The organism is Alkalihalobacterium elongatum, assembly GCF_019024285.1.
Classification (GTDB): domain Bacteria; phylum Bacillota; class Bacilli; order Bacillales; family Bacillaceae_F; genus Alkalihalobacterium; species Alkalihalobacterium elongatum.
In genome coordinates this window covers 1-22,867 of the sequence record NZ_WMKZ01000039.1, presented here as the reverse complement: position 1 = coordinate 22,867, position 22,867 = coordinate 1, and the positions used below count along the sequence as shown (strand labels likewise).

Sequence of the window (22,867 nt, the reverse complement as noted above, 5' to 3'; positions counted from 1 at the left end):
CGTCGAAAATTGACGTGTTTTTTTATTAGGAAATTTGAAAAAAACGAAACATTTTAATGGTAAAATACGTCTTATAATTAGAAAAAAAAATTATTTTATATTTTTGTTCATTTCCATAAATATCCTACATACATTAACGATGGGAATGTTACAAAAGGGGGAGTAAGGTTGAAAAGATACTGGGTCTATTTTGTTGTTTTATTTAGTTTTTGTTTCTTTTCTGCTTCAGTTGCTGCTGCAGAAGAAAAAAGTTCGAGGCACCATGGACTAGTAAGTAGCGAAGTAGAATATTATAAAAAGCCAATAAAGTGGGAAGTAACATTAATTGATGAGCGCACAGATGAACAGCAGTCGATCTTGTTGAATGATTTTGGTTATATACCTAATCTAGAATTAGATGGGGTGGCTTTGGCACAATTTGCTGCAAAATTGGCTCGAACCATCGACCAGCCGATGCGTAACCCAACAATTGATTTAAATGGTAATATTATATCAGGACAAAACCAAGTCATTTTATCTGAGAAAGAACTAGTCTCAAAAGTTCAACAATTAGATTACCGGGATCGAGAAGTTATTCTCCCAATCTACGAAAAGGAACCGAACGTTTCTGAAGATCAATTAGCTAACATATTAGATGTTTCCATTGGGTCTTTCTCTACTCACTTTAATCCAAGTGTAGAAGGTCGTTCCGTAAATATAAAACTATCAGCAGAAGCCATCCAGCATTATGTATTAGGTCCAGGTGATCAGTTTTCATTTAATAATGTTGTAGGTCAACGAACGGTTGAAAGAGGCTATCGAGAAGCAAAAGAAATAGTTAATGAGGAATTCGTTATGGGGATCGGCGGGGGAATTTGTCAAACCTCATCAACATTATTCAATGCCATTGATGCTGCAGGACTAGAGGTAGTCGAGAGGTATACTCATTCTAGAGAAATCGGTTATGTTCCCGCAAACCGAGATGCAACTGTTTCATGGGGAGGGCCTGATTTTGTTTTCACAAATCCTTACAATTTTCCAGTCCTATTAAAAACGAATGTCTCTTTAAGTTCTGGGAAAATAACAGTTGAAGTCTTCTCATCACAAAATAAAGAACAGTTAATTGCTTCAATACAATAAAAAAAGTTACTAAAAAGGAAATGGAAAAGAAGCTAACTAAGCAATTAGACTCTCGGTAAGGTGAGAGTACCAACATGCTAGATAGCTTCTTTTTGTGCTGTAATGTTTTGTTGGTAACGTTAAACTTAATTTCTTTTATTAAATTAGCAAGCTGAACTTTTCCAATTTGGAATAACGTTTCCACTGTTTTCTAATACTAAGACAAAACTATAGTTGTTAAGGCTAGGAGAAGTGCTATGTTTTTAAAATGGTTAACAAGACAAATGCATAATAGTCAAAAACAGCAGGAAACGCTTATGTCCGTTCTATATACATTCAAAAAGTCTACGGACTTTCGTATGTATGAACATCAAAGTAATGAAGTTCCGTATAAGGTCATGTTTTTTTCCACACTAGTCGATCCAGATCGATTGCATAAGGACGTACTTCCTTACATTAATAAGTACATTACCGATGGGCTAGAAGTACTCAAAGATAAATTACCTATTGAAGAGGTAACAATTACAAGTGACGTAAAAGAAATAAAAACCAAAGTCTTACAAGGATACATCCTCGTTCAACTTTTGGCAGATAAGAATAAATGTATGCTTATTGAAGCAAGTGTTAACTTTGAACGAGATGTAGGTATGCCAGAACTTGAATTTACTGTTACCGGTCCACAAGAATCATTTATCGAGTCTTTAGATACAAATATTAATTTAATTCGTAAACGATTACCGCTGCCAAACCTTCAAATAAAAGAGCTTGAGGTAGGGAAAATAACCAAAACAAAAGTAGCTGTACTGTTCATAGAAGGAATTGCAGATCAAGAAAATGTTAGAACAATGGTGCAAAGACTAGAAGATATTGAATTTGATCAAATTTTGGATAGTACAATGATCAATCAAATGGTATCAGATAGTACGCTATCTATTTTTCCGCAGTATGTTAATACAGAAAGACCAGACCGGGTGTCTGGTGCATTGACTGAAGGTAAAGTAGTCGTTATGAGTGATAACTCTCCAGAAGCTTTTTTCGGTCCAACGACACTCATAGAATTTTTCTCATCACTAGAAGATTATTACTTACCTTGGCATATTGCATCATTTGTAAGAATTCTTCGCTTTTTTGCAGTAACTTTTTCTATACTTGCTGCTCCCGTTTATATTGCGGTCATTACTTTTCATTATGAATTGATCCCAAAAGATTTGCTGGCAACGATTATTGCGTCACGAAGCAATATTCCGTTCCCGCCGATCATTGAAGCATTATTTTTAGAGTTTACAATTGAACTTTTACGCGAAGCAGGGGCTAGACTACCGACAAAAGTCGGTCAAACGATTGGTATTGTTGGAGGAATCGTAATTGGACAAGCATCAGTAGAAGCAGGTTTAACGAGTAATATCTTATTAATCATTGTCGCTCTGTCTGCATTAGCATCTTTCACAACACCCGTATATCAAATGGGTAACACGATAAGAATTATACGCTTTCCCATAATGATTTTTGCTGCATTTTTGGGCGGGGTTGGGATCGTTATTTGTTTACTCTTTACTGCTGCGCATTTAATTCGCTTAACCTCTTTAGGTAGACCATATTTAGAACCCGTTTATCCACTCCGATTAAGAGATTGGAAAGATGCGTTTTTTAGATTGCCTTTTACATTCTTTTCTTCACGTCCCGTCATGATGAGGCCCAAAGACACAAAACGATTTAACGCATCAAGAGTAAAGAGAACGAAGGACATTGACGAATAGTATTTCGATTGATAAAAAGGAGGTGATGTAGATGAATCCCCCAAAAGTAAAAGAAAATGTTCAAGTTTCTTCTTATCTAGTATTTTTTATTATCCATGCAATGCAAATCGGTGTCGGTATCCTAGGATATCAACGGATTGTTGTTAAAACAGCTGGATTTGATGGATGGATTGCAGTCGTCATAGCAGGAATTGTTGTCCATCTACTGATTTGGATGATCTATAAAATATTAAATAATAGTGGCGGTGACATCGTCTACGTTCACCAACAATTGTTTGGTAAATGGTTTGGTGGTCTTTTAAGTGTTTTATTAATTATGTACTTTTTAGGTCTAGCTATAGTGGTACTGCGAACGTTTATTGAAGTCATTCAAGTATGGATGTTTGCTGAAATTCCAGCATGGTTTTTTACAACTATTGCAGTGTTGTTACTTTGGTATTTAATAAGTGGTGGTTTTCGCGCTGTCGTAGGGATGGCTGTTATTAGTGTTTTTATTCCAATACCGTTATTCCTACTATTAATCCTGCCCCTTGAATTTGCCAATATCATAAATTTATTACCGATTTGGAGGAGTTCTGTTGGGGAGATGTTAATTGGTGCAAAAGATACAACCTTATCGTTTTTAGGGTTTGAATTGTTATTAATGTATTACCCATTTTTAAAGAATAGTAAAGATTCACAAAGATGGGCCCAACTCGGAGCACTTTATACGACGTTTATTTATACGATCTTAATGATTATTAGCTTAGTCTTTTATAGTGAGGAGCAATTAAACCGAACGATTTGGGCCACTTTAACTTTATATAAAATTGTAGAGCTCCCATTTATTGAACGATTTGAATATATAAGCATTTCGTTATGGATGATTATTGTTGCACCTAATATTGCATTAGCTATATGGGCTGTAACAAGAGGATGTAAACGTCTTTTCAATATTCAGCAAAAGAAATTATTACTACCAGTTTTACTTCTATTAGCAGTCATGACAGCTATGGTAGAAGGCCGGGAAAATGTAAATCTGTTAAATGAATATTTCTCTATTATTGGATTTGGTGTTGTTTTTTTCTATATCCCCTTTTTATTCATTATCCAGCAACTTGTTTTGAAAGTGAGGAAAGATCAAAATGAACAAATGTAGATGGATCATCCTAACTTACATAATTCTCTTTATTCTAACAGGGTGTGTAGAAACAAATATTATCGAAGAGTTGTCATTGGTTCATGGTATGGCTTATGACGAAGTTGATGAAGATAAATTAGAATTAACTGCGGCTTTTCCAAACTTTGTTGAACAAGGAGAAGAAAGTGCACTGTTTTCTCAAGTATTAACAGGTATCGGTCGGACAACGAATGGGGCGATAGAACAAATAAATATGAAAAGTCAACGTCCGATCAAGCTTGGGCAGTCTCGGGTTTATATATTTAGTAATACGATTGCCGAAAGGGGAATTGAACATCTTGCAGATGCTTTATATAGAAATCCAGATGTCCCGAATCGCGTACAATTGGCTATTTCTGTTGGAAAGGCAAAAGATATTTTCACTACAGTCGATGAAAATGAGGATCGCGTTGGAGTATTTATACCTGATTTAATTGCCCACGTTCAAGAGAGGTCAATTCCACCTTCTAATTTACATTTATTTCTTTACAGTATGTACAATGATGGTAGAGATGCATACTTGCCACTAATTAAGGGTGAAGATGAGCTAAATGTAATTGGAACGGCTCTTTTCGATCATGATAAATATGTGGCTAGTATTAATTTGTCCGAGTCTTATATGTTAAGGTATTTAACTGTTAGAGGGAAACACGGTATCCAGCAACATTTAGTTACTCATGACGATGAAGATATAGTTGTATCTGTTGAAAATATAACATCAACATATAGAGTGACAATGGATGATACAGGCGAAATTCCAACATTTATTTATCATGTTAACGTAAAAGGGGAGATTACTGATAGTTCCGAACGTATTAATATCGATGATCCAGGTTTCATAGATGAACTGGAAAAAGAGATGGAGGAACAAAAGAAAGAAATGGCCGAAAGGTTAGTTGATATGTTTAAGGAATTAAAAATTGATCCATTAGGGCTTGGTGAGCAATACCGAAGTAGAACGAGGAATTGGGAACCAGAAAAGTGGGAAGAAATGTATCAAGATATCGATGTAGAATTTATCTTTAATGTAGTAATCGTCCATTCAGGGGCAATTGAATAAAATTATAATTTATTGTAATAAAAATGGGCAAGCCTCCATAATATAAAGATTGTGTGTGAACCTTTAAGGAAAATTAAGGAGGCAAGCATGGTAGACTATTTTAGACGAATATGGATTGCAGGAGCGATTACCGGTTTGGTCGGTATCTTATTCATAGGAACAATTCCTGCTTATGCACAAACAATAGAAGAAGAGTTAATCAATTCTTTAATATGGCCAACTGAAGGTGAAATTTCTGATCATTATGGAACTAGGGGCGGACGTCATTTTGGTATCGACATTGCTGCTCCTGAAGGAACTCCAATTGTATCGATTAAAGGTGGAACTGTTTCGAGGTCATACTACTCGGATACATATGGTAATGTCATTTTTGTTAAACATGACTCAGAGCTTGAAACGATCTATGCACACATGCATGAGCGGTATGTCAGTGAAGGAGATTTTGTAGAGCAAGGACAAGTTATCGGTACAGTTGGTAATACAGGACGTTCTTCAGGGAACCACCTGCATTTTGAAGTGCATGTAGGGGAATGGAACTTAAAGAAAACAAATTCAATCGATCCTTTACTAGTATTGAAAGATGAACAAAACTCACTAGTCGCCTTTGAAGATAAAGAGGAAGACATGGAAGAAGATTTTCAAGCAGTTTTATCTGCCAAGTATCAGCTAATAGATGATGAAGAACAGGTAGAGGAGCGCTTTACATATTTGGATACTAATATGACTACTAAGTTTCCACTTAAAAGTAGTGAAGAAATGCAGGAAGGAAAAAAATTCATTCATACAGTGGAAAAAGGGGACACGCTATGGAACTTAGCAAAGAAACATAGCGTAACTGTAAATCAGGTAAAAGAATGGAATAACTTAGAAAGTGAATTTATTCATGTTGATCAAGACCTAGTTTTGTTTATGCAAAGCGATGAGTTGACTCATGTCGTCCAAGCTGGGGAAACGTTACATCGCATTGCAGGTGAATATGATATTTCTATTGCAACTATTAAAGAAAATAATAAGCTAGAAAGCGATCTCATATTCCCAGGAGATGTTCTCCAAGTGACTAAATAAAAAAGAGAAGGCTGCTTAGTATGTGCCCCTTGTGAAATTGATGATGTTACACTTTATTTTGTAACTTAAACTTATCGAAGGGGTCAATTATTAAGTGTGCCTTCTCTAACATTTTATTAATTTTTATAGTTCAATTTTATTAGCAAGCATAATTTCATCAATAGAACGAATTGCATTAAGAACATCATCTGACAATGGTTTATCAACTGCTACCATCATGATGGCTTCACCGCCTGCTTCTTTACGTCCCACTTGCATTGTAGCAATATTTAATTCATGTTCAGCTAGTAATTGCCCCATTTTTCCTATTACACCTGGGCGGTCATTATGTTGGATATAAATAAGGTGACCAGCTGGGAAGAAATCTACGTTGAAGCCATTAATGCTTACGATGCGTGGACCATACTCTTTTACATATGTTCCTTTAAGTTCAAATGTACGATCCTCACCGTGTACGATCGCATGAATGATATTAGCATAGCCATAAGCATTATTTAAGTATTTTTCACCAAATACAATTCCACGCTCTTTAGCTATTAAAGAGGCATTGATATCATTTACTGGAGCATCAACACGAGCGGAAAGGAAGCCAGCCATCAGACTTCGAGTTGTAATCGAGGTTTCTAGATCTACCACTTCACCACCATAAAAAACTTCAATTTCTTGAACGGGTGTTTTCATACATTGTGACAATACATTTCCCATCGTTTTCGTTAAGTCATAATAAGGCTTAATTTTATCATAAACTTCTTTAGACAGAGTAGGAAGGTTAATAGAATTACTCACTGGATTACCTTCTAGGAAATGGATCACTTCTTCTGAAACTTGTGAAGCAACATTTAGTTGAGCTTCTTTAGTTGATGCAGCAATGTGTGGGGTCGCAATTACATTATCGAGCTCAATCAAAGCATTATCGACTGCAGGCTCTTCCTCGAATACATCAAGAGCAGCACCTGCTACATGACCAGTTTCTAGATAATGTTTTAGTGCAATCTCATCTATAATTCCGCCACGAGCACAGTTTATTAAGTAAACACCTTTTTTAGTTTTGCCGATATTCTCCATTCCTAAAATACCTTTAGTATCTTTTGTTAGAGGAGTATGGACTGTAATAATATCTGAATTCTCTAGAACCTCTTCAAGGGTTGCTGGGACAACACCTAGTTTTTCCGCCCGAGCTTTTGTTAGGAATGGATCGAACACCAGCGGTTTCATTTCAAAGGCTTTTGCACGTTTTGCCAGCTGTGAGCCAATTCGCCCAAAACCAACAATTCCAAGCGTTTTTCCTCGTAGTTCGGTTCCTTGGAAAGCTTTTCTATTCCATTGTCCAGATTTAATAGATTGGTTCGCTTGGGGGATTTTCCTTGCAATAGCACAAATCATTGCAAATGTATGCTCTGCTGTTGAAATTGTATTACCGTCTGGAGCATTGACAACAACCACACCAGCTTTGGTAGCAGCTTCGATATCAATATTATCGACACCAACACCAGCCCGAGCAATAATTTTTAAGTTTGACATTTTAGCTATCAACTCAGCAGTAACAGTCGTTGCACTACGGACTAGAAGAGCATCAAAAATATGCAATTCATCTTCTACCTCGGCAACATTTTTCTGAATACAATTTACTCTGTTATTTTCTAGTAGTGGAAGTAGTCCTTCTTTACTCATAGAATCTGATACTAGGATATTATACATAGATTGACTCCCTTTCTTTTCAATTGGTTCTACAACAACTTGATGGATCACTCTCTCCATTCCTCTTTATTCATTGTTTTTATAAAAGGCATAATTAAACATTTTTTCTTATACGTTTAAAAAGCCTAATTAACAAACTGTTCTCGGCTCATTGAAAAGGGAATTAGTTTTATAGGAGATAAATTAAAAAAACCTCCTGGCCACACGACAAAATGTCGTGAGGGACGGTAGGTTGATTCCGTGGTGCCACCCTCATTCACATAGTCATTACAGAATATGCCTCAAGAGATTATTGTACTCAGAGATAACGGGTTACCCCAGATACTTCTAGTCAAATGATTTCAACTCGGAAGTGCTATCAGAAACGTTCCATACTAGTTCGTAGCTACCACTAGCTCTCTGAAAATTGGATGACATTTCGTATTCTTCGTCATTGTTATTTGAATTTTCGCCTCTAATTGTTTGATAATTTACCATATTGGCTTGTTTCTGTCAAATGGTATCTTCTTATTTTTAGAAAACATTCATAAAGTAAAAAGTAAGGAGGGAGATTATGCGAGCGTACACTGTTAAAAAAGGGGATACGATTAGAAAAGTAGCTGTTAAGTTTGGGATAAGACCTTTTGATTTACTGTTATTTAATCGCCATGTCATCCATGAAAATTCTTATATTTATCCTGGAGAAGTTTTAGAAATTCCAGAGATAAAAAAGGAATTAGCAAAAAAATATTCACCCTTTCAGTGTTTATGTGAATATGGCCCAGTCGATATGGAGATGGATGTTAACTTGTTACATGACAATTATCTCGACCTCATCTCTTCTGAATTTCTATCGATCGATACGATTGGGGAATCCGTTTTGTCTCACCCTATATTAAGCTTTAAGATTGGAAATGGAAAAAAGAAAATTTTCTATTCGGGTGGTTGGCATGCTAATGAGTGGTTAACGAGTAAATTTTTAATGACATTCATTAAAGAATTACTTGTTCATTATAAGAAAAAACAAAGATGGCATGGATACGAGTTAGAAAATCTTTTTAAACAAGTTACTTTATATATAGTTCCTTTAGTAAATCCTGATGGTGTTGAATTAGTCCAGCAAGGAATTTATTCAGAACATCCAATGTATAAGGAAGTACTCACGATAAATAAAGGATGTATGGAATTTAATCACTGGTCAAGTAATATTAGAGGGGTGGATCTCAATCATCAATGGCCAGCAGGATGGGAGATCGAAGCAGACGAAAGTCCTCAACAGCCATGGCCTAGGCATTATAGTGGTACCGCGCCTCTTACAGAACCTGAAGCTCGGGCAATTTATGATTTTACACGTTTACATGATTTTTCTCATGTATTAGCTTTTCATTCACAAGGGCAAGTTATTTATTGGGGATATCGAGGTTATGAACCACCAGAAAGTAAAGAAATGGTGGAACGCCTGTCATTAGTTAGCTCTTATGTACCAGTTCATACAGCTGAAAGTGACGGTGGATATAAAGATTGGTTTATTCAAGAAACGAGACGCCCAGGTTTTACAATAGAAGTTGGTGTAGGAACAAATCCACTCCCACTATCTTCATTTTCAGAGATTTGGTCAAACAATGTGTTACTTGCTTTAGAAGGCTTGATACTTTAGTGTGAAGCAGTTTTTTTTGAAAAACGAAGATGTTCCTCACTTTAATTGAGCTAAGCATTTGCTTGGCTCTTTTTTTGGTTCCTCTCTCAAAGAATGTTGCTCTTTGCTATTGGACCGTTAACCAAGGTATTAATCAATTTTTATGATATAGCACCACCCAACTTTTGTAATTAATGTTGCTAATTCGAAATAATATCGGTACAATTTATTCATATTCATTAGGAAAGCGTTTCATTTTTTATAGATTTAATAATAAATAGTAACCATTACAATTATTTAGGGGATATACAGTAAAGAAGGTGGAATCGTGGCAATACAGAAGGTCAAGCCAAAAAAGATTTACGAAATTGTTGCAGAACAATTATTAGATATGATTAAAAAGGGAGAAGTGAAGCCAGGTGAAAGGCTAGCTTCTGTTCAACAATTAGCTGAAGAATTTAATGTTGGTCGTTCTGCTATTCGGGAAGCATTAAGTGCACTAAAGGCAATGGGATATATAGAAATGCGTCAAGGAGAAGGAACGTTTGTAAATAAAGTAGACCTTGACTTAATTGGTAATATTATTCCAGGAGTTCAATTAATGCAAAAAGAAGATATGCGTGAACTTTTTGAAATAAGAAAAGTAATTGAAACTGGGGCAGCTGCACTTGCTGCAGTCAATCGTACTGAAGACGATTTAATAGAAATGGAAAAAGCACTTAATGAGATGCAGCAGGCTGAAGGTAATGGCACTATTGGAGAAAAGGCTGATGTAGATTTTCATAAATCTATTGTAAGTGCGACTAAAAATGAAATGTTATCTAAGCTAGTTGGGAACGTTTCGGATGTAATGCACCAGTCCATGAGAGAAGCTCGTAAGCTTTTACTATACTCTGAACAGCGTAAAATGAATCAGTTATATGAAGAGCATTTACGAATTTATGAGGCAATAAAAGTAAAAGACTCAAAAGCTGCTAACGATGCTATGATGGAACATATTGTAGGAGTGGAGAAAGGGCTATTTCCTAACTCGCATAAATAAGTACTAGCGGTCTATTATATAGAAAAGAGGGACTAATTTCCGAGTTAGTCTCCTTTTTTGTATGGATAATACACAGCGTTATTGTACAAGGTCGTAAGCTATTTGATAATTTTACCCTAGTTAAGAAGACCAAATACAAAAAAGTAAGAAAAGGCTGACAAGTTTATGTCAGCCTTTTCTTTATGTGACTATTCAAATTTTAAAGCGTCACCATCAAATGGCTCATCAGCAATTTTGATTGAGTCAGTAGGGCAACCTTCAAATGCATCATTCATATCGTCTAATAATACATCTGGAATTTCTACAATTCCTTGGTTGTCATCAAGTGTTACGAATGCAATCCCATCATCATCGTAATCGTAAATGTCTGGCGCAGCTGCTCCACAGGCACCACATGCGATACAAGTATCTTTGTCAACAATTGTGTATTTTGCCATAATAAATCCCTCCATGTAGGTTGTAAAATAAGCATTCCTTAATAAATCCCCTATGTATGATAAGATGTATCTAATCAAGTTTTGTGACTGTTGGTAAGGAATACAATTTCTAATATATATTGTATAGATGTTTGACCAACTTTTCAACAGTTAAATCCATTGAGAATACTTATCATATAAGGGGTCTCGCAGTTTATTTATTGCCGAATATCAAAAAAAATAAACCACATTGTTTTTGTGTTTTGTTATTATATAGTAGTACCCTAAAAATAAAATACAATAAAAAGTAGGGAAAGCGGTGCCAATAATTACTTTAATATTGTTATATTTAATTTCCCTTTTCAATGGAGATCGTTCGATAGCAGGTATATTTCACTTATTAAAAGGAAAACGTTCCTCCCAGACGATACAAGATGGACATTTGTATCAATGTTTATTTTTGTTTGGAGTTTTTCCGCGTTTAGTTCGAACTGATTTAGAAAAGGGATTAGAATACTTACTTAATAATCATTATATTAAACAAGAGAGTGAAATGACCTATAAAATAACAAAAAAGGGTCAGGAAATTTTACACGATAAACTTAAAGATGCTAATTATATATTTTACTTAAATGGATGGAAGCATAAAGATGTTGCTTCTATTTTTTGGAAAAGGCTTGTTCTTATGGTACAATCTCTATCATGTTTAACAGTTAATGACCATTATTTCTTTCCAGTAATTAATGATGAACAAGTAAAGTACTGGGTGAAAAAAAACTTTCCAAAACAAACGGTTAGACACCAATATAATAGAAGATTGTATGAGGAATTAATTACTGTATTAACTAAAATGTCTAAAGAAGAGGCAGAGCTTTTTACTTACAAATTAACTGGTTCAAACCGAATAGGGCTTACAAATGAACAGTTAGCCACGATATTAAAGAAAGAAAAATTGTTAATTGAACTGATACATTTATCGATTGTGCATAGAATACTTGAAGAACTACAGCTAAATCGTCAACAATATCCCATCCTAAAGACGTTTATTTCAGATATAAGTCTGACAATTCAAATGACGAATTCCACAAGACAAACGTATCACTTAGTAAAAAGAGGACTCTCAATTGAAGAAATTGCAGTCGTGAGGAATTTAAAAGTAAGCACAATTGAAGATCATGTCGTAGAAATTATGCTAGAAGATAAATCGGTAGAATTAGCTTCGTTTATTTCTAATAAAGAATTTGCTTTTATTTCAAAGGTTATTGTAACTAGTGATAATAAAAAATTGAGTGAATTAAAAAAACAACTCCCAGAGGAAATTAGTTTCTTCAAAATAAGGCTCGTATTAGCTAGGTTAGGAGAAAGATAAATGGAGTTAGAAAAAGCATTATATGAGCACTTTGGGTATAGATCATTTAGGCCTGGGCAGGAAGAAGTTATTCAATCAGTATTGAGTAATGAAAATGTTCTTGCAATGCTTCCTACTGGAACAGGAAAGTCGATATGTTTTCAATTACCAGCACTCTTATTACCAGGAACAGCTATTGTAGTTTCTCCGTTATTATCTTTAATGGAGGACCAAGTCCAACAACTCAAAAGTCAAGGGATAAAAAAAGTTGCTGCTATTAATAGCTTTCTTACCATATATGAAAGAAGGAAAGTGATTGAAGAATTAGACAGCTATGACATCGTTTATATTTCTCCAGAAAGTCTCATGTCTGAAAAGGTAATTGAAGCATTATCGTCGATATCTGTTTCGTTATTCGTCATTGACGAAGCACATTGTATCTCACAATGGGGTCACGATTTTCGAACAGATTACTTAAAGCTGGGAGAGTTATGGGAGCAGTTAGGGCAGCCTACGTGTTTAGCAATTACAGCAACAGCAACTAAGGAAGTTCAAAAGGATATTATAAAACAGCTGCGGTTACAACATGTCACTTCACACATATTTAGTGTACATCGTCCAAATATTGCCCTTCAAATTGAAAAATATGATGACGTGGATGAAAAGCTTAGTGAGTTATTGAATTGGGTTAAGATATTAAAAGGTCCAGGTCTAATTTATGTTTCCTCAAGAATATGGGCTGAAAATATTGCTGCCCGCCTACAAAATGAAGGAATAAATAAAGTTGCCTTTTATCATGGCGGTTTAGAAAATGACGACCGCTTATTAATACAGCAGCAATTTATTAATGATCAATTGGATATTATTTGCTGTACAAATGCATTTGGAATGGGGATTAACAAAAATAACGTGAGGTTTGTAATACATTTCCACTTTCCACAGCATATGGAAGCGTACTTACAAGAAATTGGCCGAGCGGGACGTGATGGGAAAAATAGTCTTGCACTTTTATTGTACTGTGAAAACGATCGACATTTACCACTATCCTTAATTGAAAGTGAACTTCCCCATGCTAGACAACTTTATGCAGTAAAAAATTATTTAGAAATGTTAGAATCAAGTGGACTGTTATTTACAAGTAATGATGTAATTCAAATTCAAGCCCAAATCGGTCTTACCGAAGGAGCTTGGAGGTTTTTATATTTTCACTTAGAGCGGCATAGCGTGATTAATAATGGGAATATTGATAAGCCAGCTCTTTTACATGCGATGAAGTTCATCGAGCATTTAATAGAGGTTAGACTTAACGAAAAAGTACAAAAAGTTGAAGGTATGATTGATTACATAAATAGTGATTCGTGTAGACGCATTCATTATTTGTCTTATTTTGAAGAAAAATTGCATGATAAGCCTGAACATTGCTGCGATCATTGTGGACTATCTCTAGAAAGTTACAGGATAAGTGAAAAAAAACAATCAAAGAACCAAACGGAATTTTTACCTTGGCAAGATGAATTAAAGCAAATATTTCATCAATAAATAAATTAGGATGTTGAGCATGAATAGGCAAGCAAAACTTATTCAAGATATGTCGGATCGTGATATATTATTAAACCTGTATATAACCCAGGCGATGATGTTAGTTATTGCTATGGTTCTCGGCTTTTTCTGGATCGATGATATTTCATCTTTTTGGGAATTGTTTATTTGGGATCCAGGCCAAATCTTTCTAATCGGTGGCGGTATTGCAGCTATTGTAATTATTATTGATTTACTATTTGATAAATATTTACCGAAGAAATGGGTAGACGATGGTGGTATTAATGAAAGGGTATTTGCAAAAAGAAATGTAGTTCATATTTTCTTTATAGCAGCTATTGTGGCTTTTAGTGAAGAAGTGTTATTTAGAGGAATACTGCAAACCCATATTGGTCTTATTCCAGCTAGTCTTTTATTTGCATTGATACATTTTCGATACCTTTCCAAAGTTCTCTTATTTACTATGGCAGTTGTGTTAAGTTTTGTACTAGGGCTTCTGTATGAGATAACAAATAATCTGTTAGTTCCTATATTTACCCATTTTCTTATCGACTTTGTCTTAGGACTTTTTATTATGCTTAAAGCTAAAAGGAAACATTCATAATGTATTTATGTAAATGGGGTGGTTATGTGGTGACAAATTCTTCAAATGATTACGAAAAAAAGCAAAAAACGCGATCACAGCGAAGAAAATATACGAGTGAAGAAGAAACACAGTCCTTACCGTCAAGAAGTGAATATCATAGAGAAAAGAAAGATAACAATCGTAAGTTTCAAGTTCGCTTTCCCCTTGTTCGTTTTTTGTTAGTCCTATTTTTACTTCTAGTTATCTTGGCGATATCATCACCAATTTGGTTACAAAACCTGTAACTCTATTAGTCTTAAAATTACGACCTCCCTCATACATATAGTATAAGACAAGGTGTATGAGGGAGGTCAAAATGGCTAAAAGAGAAATGATCAATAAACAAGATTATGTTTCTGATATGGGGTTAGTTCTAATAGAAACATTAATTGAACGAAAAATAACGGAGCAAACTGCAGAAAAGTACTTACAAAGAGCCACCTTTTCAACTTTGTTATGTTTAGGGCTCGGCGTTGTTTACATCCTTCTACAAGGAACTTCGCTAAATTTTTTAACCTTAATAACAAATGGGTTTGTTTATTTTTATATAGCATTGTTCCTAATTTGTTTAATCTTTATGAAGAATGCAAAGAAAAAGCTAGATAAAGCAGAAAAGGAATATGAGGAATTAAGATCAGAAGTGATTGATCGCCAAGAACAGCTTTGGGATACGAAAGAATTATGGACAAAACGACATGAATTATTTTCATTATTAAATAAAGAGTACAGTGTGAACTTATTCCATAAATAAGACAGAGGCTGACATAGTCAGCCTCTGTCTTATTTATATGGGTGGGAATTCATTGTTTTTATGACGTTTTTACACTCTCATAACATCTATCTATGAGTTTTTCATAGCTAGCGTTACTAACTTTAAAGAAGCTTTTACGCAGATAAAGAAGGGTGTCCAAATAACGCATTTTGGTTTCTACAATATTCAACCCCGTTAATTTGAATTAAATAGTGGTTATAGTCTTCAACCCTACCAAATGCAACTGTTTGCTTTGTTGCAGGGCAAAATACTTCAACTGGTAATCCGTACTTTATATTAAATTCAATATCTGCATTAGTTATCAGAGATTTATTTTTGAGTTTATGAAGTAACATTCTGTCCATCAGCTCCTTTCAGCAAGAATAAAATGAACATTTTGTAAGCGCTTACTTCAGTAATTAAAGTATATCATAAAAGACAGAATTTTCAATAATTGCATGAAAAATAAGACTATAGGCCCATATTTTACAAATATACTCGTTTGTTAATTACATTGGATTGTAACCACATAATCGATATCAATGCAAAAGCATAGCAATAGCTACAATCTTTAAAAAAGGCTCTCTTCTCAAAGATTGTTGCTCTAAGCTTTTGAACATAAATTAGCCAGATAGACAAATGAATTTGTCCATTAAGGCTTATTTATGTTCAAAAAACGGTCCAATAGCAACAAAGTTTACGAAAACAGCCTTAAAAAAAGAGCAAAAAAAAAAGAAAGCCGATTTTTTGGCTTTCTTCAAAGAGAGAAAAATAAGAGGTCATTTACATTTATTACTTTAACACGTATATGCACTAAAGTAAATATGCAATTATGAATTTTCAAAAATAAATACCAAGATACTAGTTACTGCTATTTTTCATATTGTAACAGTGTAAATGATTAAAAAACTATAAACTTCTAATTTTGTCACAATTCAAAATAAAAGGCAAGGGAAAAATGTGCTAATATGGTGGTGGGAGTAAAAAATAATGAGAGGTGAGGGGTAATGAGTGCAACTGCTCTAATCGCAGTATTAGGACTTACGAGTTTAATTGTTATTGTGTGTATTTCTATGGCGATCGCCTTCTACAAAGTAGCTGACGAAACTCAATAAAAAAATAATGTAGAAAAAGAAATGTATCGAAGAGGTTTGCTCTTAAATGTTCGATCCAAGTTTGTGTATTTGGGTGAACATTTAATTAGAGTAAATCTCTTCTTTTATATAACAGTTTTTTCTTTTTTATTATTATTTTGCCATAACGGGGTTATTTTTTTGTAAAATGGGTGTTTTTAAACTAAATTTGTTTTAATACAGGGGTTGCAAAAATACAGTTGTTATAATACAATGATCTTAACAAAGGATATAGGGGGAACAAAAAATGACACCAAGTACAGAGTTCTTTAGAAATTTACCACCAAAACAATGCACTGAATGTGGTGACGTTATTGATGAACAGCATGAATCTTATCTTCATCAATGTGACAAATGTTTACGTCATGAGGTAGAATAAAAGCTAATATAACAGCTTAATAGAAAGTCTTCATTTCACAGGGGAATTGAAATGAAGGCTTTTTATTGTTTTTTGGGGGGGACAAGGTTGTTTAAGAGAAGAAAATATTTATAAAACATCGGTCACCTATGGAATCAAATTCACAAAATAACTGACAAAATTATATATTTTAGGGTTGGAGGAAGCTCTGTGAATAAAAAACAAGTAATGCTAATCGGTAGTGTAGGTTTTCTCATCATTTTAACCATAGTTAATTATAATCAATTAAATAAAATTTCCAATCAGTTAGGGAATTTATCTCATTTGGAGAACACAGTCCAAGACATTTCGTATTCAATAGGTGATATTCATAACCAGGTGGGAGAAACGTTGTATGAGTTTACAGAAGAAAAACGTTGGGTAAGGAATAATTCCTATGAAGTGAAGGAAGTGAACGGTGATACAGAGCAAGTGGAAGTGCTTGTATCATGGGGATTGCGCGAACTTGAGGATGATGAAGAACTATACTTTTTATATCGTGAACAGGGCAAGAGTGATTGGCAAAAGCTTAAAGTTGAGGAAACAGGTAATCTAGATTATGAGGTTACTTTTACGTTATCGTTAAAGGAGAATTATGAATCTAGAATTCTAGCTGTATCAGATGAAGGTAAAAGAAGTGAAGACTTACAATACATTGCAATTTTTGATCAGCTTCAAGAAAGAATTTATAGTGATGTGTATGTGCTTTCTTACGGTAAGGATTTTGTTGACCTTCAGATTATGATGCAGCAAAGTTATAGAGACCAGATGTTTAGGTTAGATAGCGAGAAGTTAGAGATAAAGAGTGCAACAGCAAACCTATACGTTAATAATAAGTTAGTTAAGACAATTGACGTATTAGAAAAAGCGAATAAGCAAGTACATGATCAAATGTATGAGTACTCACAACGGTTAACCTTTGAAGAACAACCTGATCTGCCAGGTGATGTTCGTGTTGATTTAACAATTATTGATGGTCTAGGACTTGAATATAAAATAAATAGTTATGGTTACTAATAAGTAGTGGGGCTGACTTTTACAAGTCAGCTCTTTTTAGGCTTTTATGTAAATAATTACTCCGAAGAATAGGTTATGGTAATATTAATAAAAATGGATGCATGTGTATTTGTAATAGAAGGAAGGTAGAATTATGGCGAAACAACTTACTATCAACATCCCATATACAGCAGTAGATGATGCGATAGAAAAACTAAATATAGCAGGGATCTTTAATTTATATTACGAACAGCCTTTTGAAACGACTATAGAGGATAACGGTTATGGAATTGAGGTTAAGGACGATACCGATATTCAACTTCATATTATTGTTGAGGAAAATAATGATACAACCGAAGTTTCCCGTTTAGTGAGTGAAACTTTGAAAGTCTCTTCAGAAGAAATATCACAGGTGGACATTACGCTTGATTATACTCCTGTTCAGTTTGAGGATATTAAGCTAAAGAATGGCTGGACAATTTGTTATGATGAAAATGTAGGGGATAGTGAGCGAAAGATGATCTATTTAGATCCACAAGGTGCTTTTGGAACGGGTATCCATGAGACAACGCAAGACTGCCTACAAATTATTCTTGGTCATGAATTAGGTGGATTTAATGTTCTAGATATAGGAACAGGTTCTGGCGTTCTAGCTATTGCCGCAGCTGTAAAGGGAGCAAGTAACGTTACTGCAATTGATATTGAGCCAGTTGAAAGAGAAGTTTTACATCAAGCCAAATTGAATGATGTGACAAATATAAATGTACACCAAGCTGATGTTATAAAATCGGAGTATTCGTTCCCTGAACGAATTGATTGGACGATCATTAATATAGGTGCAGATGAAACGGTGAAAATTATTGAACAAGAACAGCTGTACAGGTATTCCAAATGTTTGTTGATTTCAGGGGTAGTGGAATGGAATGAAGAAAAAGTTAGTACATATCTACGTAATGTAGGCTTTGAGGTTTCTGAAAGGATCCAAACGAATGAATGGGTAACCGCATTATATTGCAAGGGCGTTTGAAAAGAGGTTTGAAATGATTTCGATAGAAACCCAACCAGTGGGGGACCAAATTTTGCAAGTTCGCTTCGGAACCAGTATTTCCCCAGAAATTAATGAACAAATTCGTACCTTTTGTATAACTTTAGAACACCTTAATTTAGGTGAAATAGTTGAGTGGGTCCCATCTTATACAACTGTGTCGATTTATTATGATCCCTTTAAAAGTACCTATGAGAATGTGCAACAAAAAGTCCATCAGGTAATTTATAAAATGAGGAGAGTGGAGTTACCACCGCGGAACATTATTACATTACCCGTCTGTTATGACGAAGAATTTGGACCAGATTTATTGGATGTAGCAAAATATAATAAATTATCTGTGGAGGAAGTAATTAAGCTTCACTGTAAGGAGAAATACTTAGTATATATGATTGGTTTCACACCTGGTTTTCCTTATTTAGGAGGTTTAAACCCAGCGATTGCAACACCAAGATTGGAAGTGCCAAGGCAGCTTGTAGAAAAGGGTTCGGTTGGAATTGCTGGAAGTCAAACAGGAGTTTATTCTTTGAGTTCACCAGGGGGTTGGAGAATTATTGGTCGCACACCAGTACCGTTATTTAATGATAAGTGCAGTCCACCATCATTATTAAATGCCGGTGATTTCTTGAGGTTTGAAAGTATAACAAAACAACAATATAGACAAATAGAAGAACAGGTGAAGCTTAATAAATATACCGTGTCCATTCATCATGAGGAGAGTGATGGAAATGAAACAAACAATAGACTTGAATAGTGATATTGGTGAGAGTTTTGGGGCTTATCAAATTGGAAATGATGCTGAAGTCATTAAGTACATTTCGTCGGCGAATATTGCATGTGGTTACCATGCGGGAGACCATAATGTTATGCATGAAACAATTAAACTAGCACTTAAACATGATGTTAGAATTGGTGCTCATCCAGGTCTTCCTGATCTAATCGGTTTTGGTCGCCGTGTCATACAAGTAGAACCAAAAGATGTTTATAACTTTATAATATATCAATTAGGTGCCATAGAGGGCTTTGCCAAACTTTATGATTCAAGCTTGTTTCATGTTAAGCCGCATGGTGCTCTATTTAATATGGCTTCTAAAGATATTGAACTAGCTAGAGCCATTGCAGAAGCGGTCTACGACTTTAACCCGCAGCTGCTTTTATATGGGCTTGCTGGTGGAAAACTTGTACAAGCTGGTATGGAACTCGGTCTTCAAGTGGTTGAAGAAGTATTTGCAGACCGTACATATCAAGCTGACGGTTCATTAACCCCTCGTACAGCTCCCAATGCGTTAATTACTGATTTTGATGAAGCGCTTGAACGAGTGTATAGAATGATTTTAAAAGGAGAAGTTGAAGCAACTGATGGTTCATCTATATCCATTAACGCACAAACGGTTTGTGTCCACGGTGACTCAAAACATGCGTTAGATTTTGTTAAACGAATTAAATTAGAACTTGAAAATCGAAACATTCAAATAAAACCTGTGGTGAAACATAGTGAAGACAGCTCAATTTAAGGTAACGAAACCTGGATTGTTTACAACAATACAAGATCTTGGCCGAAGAGGTTATCAGCGTTATGGTGTTGTTGTATCGGGAGTAATGGATAGTTATGCGTTTCAATTAGGGAACTTACTCGTTCATAACGACAGAAATGCAGCCGCAATAGAAATTACGATTGTAGGTCCTAGGCTCGAAATTTTAGATGATACGATTATTGCGATTACTGGTGCAGATTTAGAACCAGCTATTAATGACCAAGTTATTCCAATGTGGCAGCAGATCCGAGTAAGAAAAGGACAGGTTCTTTCATTTGGGCGATGTATTTCTGGGGCGAGAGCTTACGTGGCTGTTCGTGGTGGAATAGATGTGCCATCTGTATTGAAAAGCAAATCCACCTATGTTCGTGGAAATATGGGTGGTATTAAAGGTAGGGCTCTTCATAAGGGAGATATATTATTTAGGTGGAGAAAAGTCGAGGATAAAAACTCTAATTGGGTGAGTTCTCTTCACCCGTCTTTAATCCCTAAATATGAAGAAAAGAACATCATCCGTGTCATAAGAGGTCCAGAGTGGGACTCATTCTTACCCGAGGACCAGGAACGTTTCTTTAAGAGTGTATATACTGTTGGTCATCAATCTGATAGGATGGGATATCGGTTAACAGGATATTCTTTAACACATAAACAGGGTGCTGATATTTTATCTGATGTAATAACGTTTGGAACGGTGCAGGTTCCTAAAAGTGGTGAACCTATTATTATGATGGCTGATCGACAGACAACTGGTGGTTATACGAGAATTGCCCAAGTAATTGCTGTAGATTTGCGAAAGCTTGCCCAAATGAAACCCGGAGATCGTATCCTCTTCAAAGAAGAGTCTATTAAAGCTGCCCATCTAAGCTATATTCAACGTGAAAGGATACTCTTCATACTTAGTCAACTGTTTTAGTAGGCTACTTATTTTGAGCATTGAATCGGGACTTATCATGTGAAATGTAAATAAGAGCTTTCAGTTTGGAGTGTACAAATTTGGAATGAGATGACGAGAATATACTTTACTCGTTGGATTTCATTCCATTTTTATTAGGTTTTTTCTTCTGATTTTGTAACCTCTAGTAAATTTAAAGCGTTATATAAGTGAATTGAAGATTAATACAATGGTACCGTTTATTAACTTGATTCAAGTTTTGGGGGTAGTCTTATGAAGGATGAAGAATTATTAGCGAAGTCAAAAAATGGGGATGAGGATGCCTTTTACCAATTAATAAGCAAACATATTTCAACCGTTGAGAAATTTGCTTTTCAAATGGGAGTTCATCCTAATGATATACAAGATATTACACAAGAGACATTTTTAAAAGTGTATCGTTATTTGAATAACCATACTCACGGGAAATTTACGACGTGGCTTTATCAGATTACACTTAATGTTGTTAGGGATTTATATCGAAAAAAGAAAAGGCTTGCTCAAAAAGCAAAAGCTTACATGGCTGAGGCTGCAATAACCAATTCTCCAGATTTTGTTGATGATACAAATCTTTCTGAAGTTCACCAGGCGATACAAGATTTAAATGAGAAATATAAACTTCCAATTATACTTCATTATTTTCATGAATTGTCTTACCAGGAAATTGGAGATGTTTTAGGTGTAAGTGAAGGAGCGGTAAAAACAAGAATGCTACGAGGAAGAAAAATGTTAAAGGAACGATTAGAACAGGTAGGTGAATATGATGAGTGATCAAGAGTTTGAAAGATCGTTACAAAAATTAAAAAAGGTCTACGATCAAAAGTCAAATCAATCGTCTCCTGAAGAACTAATGAATTATATTAAAAGTAAAGAAAAGAGGAAGCTCCCGTTCTTAAAAAGAGTAAGGGGCTTGGGGATTGCTGCTAGTCTTGTTGTTGCTATTGGTATAGGAAGTATCCTCCTTTTGAGCCAAATGCCAGAAAACAGTGCTAGTGATGAGTTGGTCTCTGAAGATCAGAGAGGCTCTGAATTAATAACGTTTGAGGAAGGTGCTGTTCCGCCATCTATTAATCGTGACTCTCAAATCGTCGATACTCTTCTTATCGAGGGCCAGGAAGAGGAGATCCATTTAAAGTTATGGGCTGATGAACAACTTCGCTTCAGCACATATATTGACGAACGCTTTAATGTTGAGGGAGTTTCGGATGAAAAAGGGTACAAGGCTAGTGTGTACGCTAATTATACAGGTGACCAGATAGAACCTCCTTTTTTTACAGTTTACAAGCCTTCTATTAATTATCAAGAACCATTGGGAGATTATATCAAGCGTCTACGAGATGACTATGAAAGCCAAGGGTTTATTGAAAGTACCGAGGAGTTTTCATCAACCTGGAGTTCAGATGCAGACTTATTTTTCTTGAATGAAGAGAAATCAATGGGTAAAGCTGTTCATCTATTCGAAATTAACGATAATATCTATGAAATTACAGAAACGACTTTTGGAGAATACTCTGAAGGGTTAGGCGCAAGATTACAACTAATCGAACAGCACTTCCAATGGCATGAATAAAAGGTTTTTGAAGAGGCTGGGACATAACTAGCCAAAATAATTGTAAAAAGGTTCCGAACATCAAAGAAAACGATGTTCGGAACCTTT

The 22,867-nt window shown here is 35.1% G+C and carries 23 protein-coding genes; 20 read left to right on the top strand and 3 right to left on the bottom strand.

The annotated features are described in order from the left end of the window. Positions 1–168: 168 nt before the first annotated feature. The 5 genes from GKP30_RS22275 (at position 169) to GKP30_RS22255 (ending at position 6,139) form a co-directional block, all read left to right on the top strand. Complete coding sequence (locus tag GKP30_RS22275) at positions 169–1,119, top strand: VanW family protein (RefSeq protein WP_216831669.1); 951 nt, start codon at positions 169–171, stop codon at positions 1,117–1,119. A 236-nt stretch (positions 1,120–1,355) separates the two neighbouring features. Further along, on the top strand, positions 1,356–2,855 hold the full coding sequence (locus GKP30_RS22270) for a spore germination protein (protein WP_216831668.1): 1,500 nt from the start codon (positions 1,356–1,358) through the stop codon (positions 2,853–2,855). A 31-nt stretch (positions 2,856–2,886) separates the two neighbouring features. Further along, positions 2,887–3,993: a GerAB/ArcD/ProY family transporter gene (locus tag GKP30_RS22265; RefSeq protein ID WP_216831667.1), complete on the top strand. Its 1,107-nt coding sequence runs from the start codon at positions 2,887–2,889 to the stop codon at positions 3,991–3,993. Further along, positions 3,980–5,074 (top strand): Ger(x)C family spore germination protein, encoded by a 1,095-nt coding sequence (locus GKP30_RS22260; RefSeq protein ID WP_216831666.1) that lies wholly within the window; start codon positions 3,980–3,982, stop codon positions 5,072–5,074. Before GKP30_RS22265 ends, GKP30_RS22260 begins: the two co-directional genes overlap by 14 nt. 87 nt (positions 5,075–5,161) lie before the next feature. Then, positions 5,162–6,139: a peptidoglycan DD-metalloendopeptidase family protein gene (locus tag GKP30_RS22255; RefSeq protein ID WP_216831665.1), complete on the top strand. Its 978-nt coding sequence runs from the start codon at positions 5,162–5,164 to the stop codon at positions 6,137–6,139. A 123-nt stretch (positions 6,140–6,262) separates the two neighbouring features. Here the strand turns inward: GKP30_RS22255 and serA are convergent, their stop codons facing one another. Beyond that, positions 6,263–7,837: a phosphoglycerate dehydrogenase gene (serA, locus tag GKP30_RS22250; protein ID WP_216831681.1), complete on the bottom strand. Its 1,575-nt coding sequence runs from the start codon at positions 7,835–7,837 to the stop codon at positions 6,263–6,265. Between the two features lie 553 nt (positions 7,838–8,390). Between serA and GKP30_RS22245 the strand changes: the two genes are divergently transcribed. Both GKP30_RS22245 and GKP30_RS22240 read left to right on the top strand, forming a co-directional pair. Further along, the gene (locus GKP30_RS22245) at positions 8,391–9,473 is read left to right on the top strand and encodes a M14 family metallopeptidase (RefSeq protein ID WP_216831664.1); all 1,083 of its coding nucleotides are present in this window, start codon (positions 8,391–8,393) and stop codon (positions 9,471–9,473) included. 307 nt (positions 9,474–9,780) lie between these two features. Continuing rightward, entirely contained in the window at positions 9,781–10,494 is a 714-nt protein-coding gene (locus GKP30_RS22240) for a FadR/GntR family transcriptional regulator (RefSeq protein WP_216831663.1), read from the top strand. Positions 10,495–10,682: 188 nt separating this feature from the next. Here GKP30_RS22240 and GKP30_RS22235 read toward each other — a convergent pair whose 3' ends face one another. Beyond that, positions 10,683–10,931 (bottom strand): 4Fe-4S domain-containing protein, encoded by a 249-nt coding sequence (locus GKP30_RS22235; RefSeq protein WP_216831662.1) that lies wholly within the window; start codon positions 10,929–10,931, stop codon positions 10,683–10,685. A 298-nt stretch (positions 10,932–11,229) separates the two neighbouring features. Here GKP30_RS22235 and GKP30_RS23935 point away from each other — a divergent pair, with 298 nt between their 5' ends. The 5 genes from GKP30_RS23935 (at position 11,230) to GKP30_RS22210 (ending at position 15,173) form a co-directional block, all read left to right on the top strand. Continuing rightward, on the top strand, positions 11,230–12,279 hold the full coding sequence (locus tag GKP30_RS23935) for a helix-turn-helix domain-containing protein (protein WP_216831661.1): 1,050 nt from the start codon (positions 11,230–11,232) through the stop codon (positions 12,277–12,279). Continuing rightward, positions 12,280–13,797 carry a RecQ family ATP-dependent DNA helicase gene (locus GKP30_RS22225; protein WP_216831660.1) on the top strand — a complete coding sequence of 506 codons (1,518 nt, stop codon included), beginning with the start codon at positions 12,280–12,282 and terminating at the stop codon, positions 13,795–13,797. It begins immediately after the preceding gene. Positions 13,798–13,816: 19 nt separating this feature from the next. Continuing rightward, positions 13,817–14,401 (top strand): CPBP family intramembrane glutamic endopeptidase, encoded by a 585-nt coding sequence (locus GKP30_RS22220; protein WP_216831659.1) that lies wholly within the window; start codon positions 13,817–13,819, stop codon positions 14,399–14,401. Between the two features lie 29 nt (positions 14,402–14,430). Then, positions 14,431–14,667: a hypothetical protein gene (locus GKP30_RS22215; protein WP_216831658.1), complete on the top strand. Its 237-nt coding sequence runs from the start codon at positions 14,431–14,433 to the stop codon at positions 14,665–14,667. 71 nt (positions 14,668–14,738) lie between these two features. Further along, entirely contained in the window at positions 14,739–15,173 is a 435-nt protein-coding gene (locus tag GKP30_RS22210; protein WP_216831657.1) for a DUF2663 family protein, read from the top strand. Between the two features lie 134 nt (positions 15,174–15,307). On the opposite strand, the gene GKP30_RS22205 is transcribed toward GKP30_RS22210, so the two are convergent. Beyond that, positions 15,308–15,529, bottom strand: coding sequence for a hypothetical protein (locus tag GKP30_RS22205; protein WP_216831656.1), 222 nt, complete (start codon positions 15,527–15,529; stop codon positions 15,308–15,310). A gap of 1,024 nt (positions 15,530–16,553) precedes the next feature. Between GKP30_RS22205 and yhfH the strand changes: the two genes are divergently transcribed. The 8 genes from yhfH (at position 16,554) to GKP30_RS22165 (ending at position 22,780) form a co-directional block, all read left to right on the top strand. Then, positions 16,554–16,685 carry a protein YhfH gene (yhfH, locus tag GKP30_RS22200; protein WP_216831655.1) on the top strand — a complete coding sequence of 44 codons (132 nt, stop codon included), beginning with the start codon at positions 16,554–16,556 and terminating at the stop codon, positions 16,683–16,685. 189 nt (positions 16,686–16,874) lie between these two features. Further along, on the top strand, positions 16,875–17,720 hold the full coding sequence (locus GKP30_RS22195; RefSeq protein WP_216831654.1) for a hypothetical protein: 846 nt from the start codon (positions 16,875–16,877) through the stop codon (positions 17,718–17,720). 133 nt (positions 17,721–17,853) lie between these two features. After that, positions 17,854–18,726: a 50S ribosomal protein L11 methyltransferase gene (locus GKP30_RS22190; RefSeq protein WP_216831653.1), complete on the top strand. Its 873-nt coding sequence runs from the start codon at positions 17,854–17,856 to the stop codon at positions 18,724–18,726. Between the two features lie 13 nt (positions 18,727–18,739). Continuing rightward, positions 18,740–19,498 carry a 5-oxoprolinase subunit PxpB gene (gene pxpB / locus GKP30_RS22185; RefSeq protein ID WP_216831652.1) on the top strand — a complete coding sequence of 253 codons (759 nt, stop codon included), beginning with the start codon at positions 18,740–18,742 and terminating at the stop codon, positions 19,496–19,498. After that, positions 19,473–20,258 (top strand): LamB/YcsF family protein, encoded by a 786-nt coding sequence (locus GKP30_RS22180; RefSeq protein WP_216831651.1) that lies wholly within the window; start codon positions 19,473–19,475, stop codon positions 20,256–20,258. Before pxpB ends, GKP30_RS22180 begins: the two co-directional genes overlap by 26 nt. Continuing rightward, positions 20,239–21,192 carry a 5-oxoprolinase subunit C family protein gene (locus GKP30_RS22175; RefSeq protein ID WP_216831650.1) on the top strand — a complete coding sequence of 318 codons (954 nt, stop codon included), beginning with the start codon at positions 20,239–20,241 and terminating at the stop codon, positions 21,190–21,192. Before GKP30_RS22180 ends, GKP30_RS22175 begins: the two co-directional genes overlap by 20 nt. Before the next feature lie 252 nt (positions 21,193–21,444). Continuing rightward, a complete protein-coding gene (locus GKP30_RS22170; RefSeq protein ID WP_216831649.1) occupies positions 21,445–21,981 on the top strand; it encodes an RNA polymerase sigma factor in 537 nt (178 codons plus the stop codon). Further along, a complete protein-coding gene (locus GKP30_RS22165; protein WP_216831648.1) occupies positions 21,974–22,780 on the top strand; it encodes a hypothetical protein in 807 nt (268 codons plus the stop codon). The genes GKP30_RS22170 and GKP30_RS22165 overlap by 8 nt, the downstream gene beginning before the upstream one ends. Positions 22,781–22,867 lie beyond the last annotated feature (87 nt).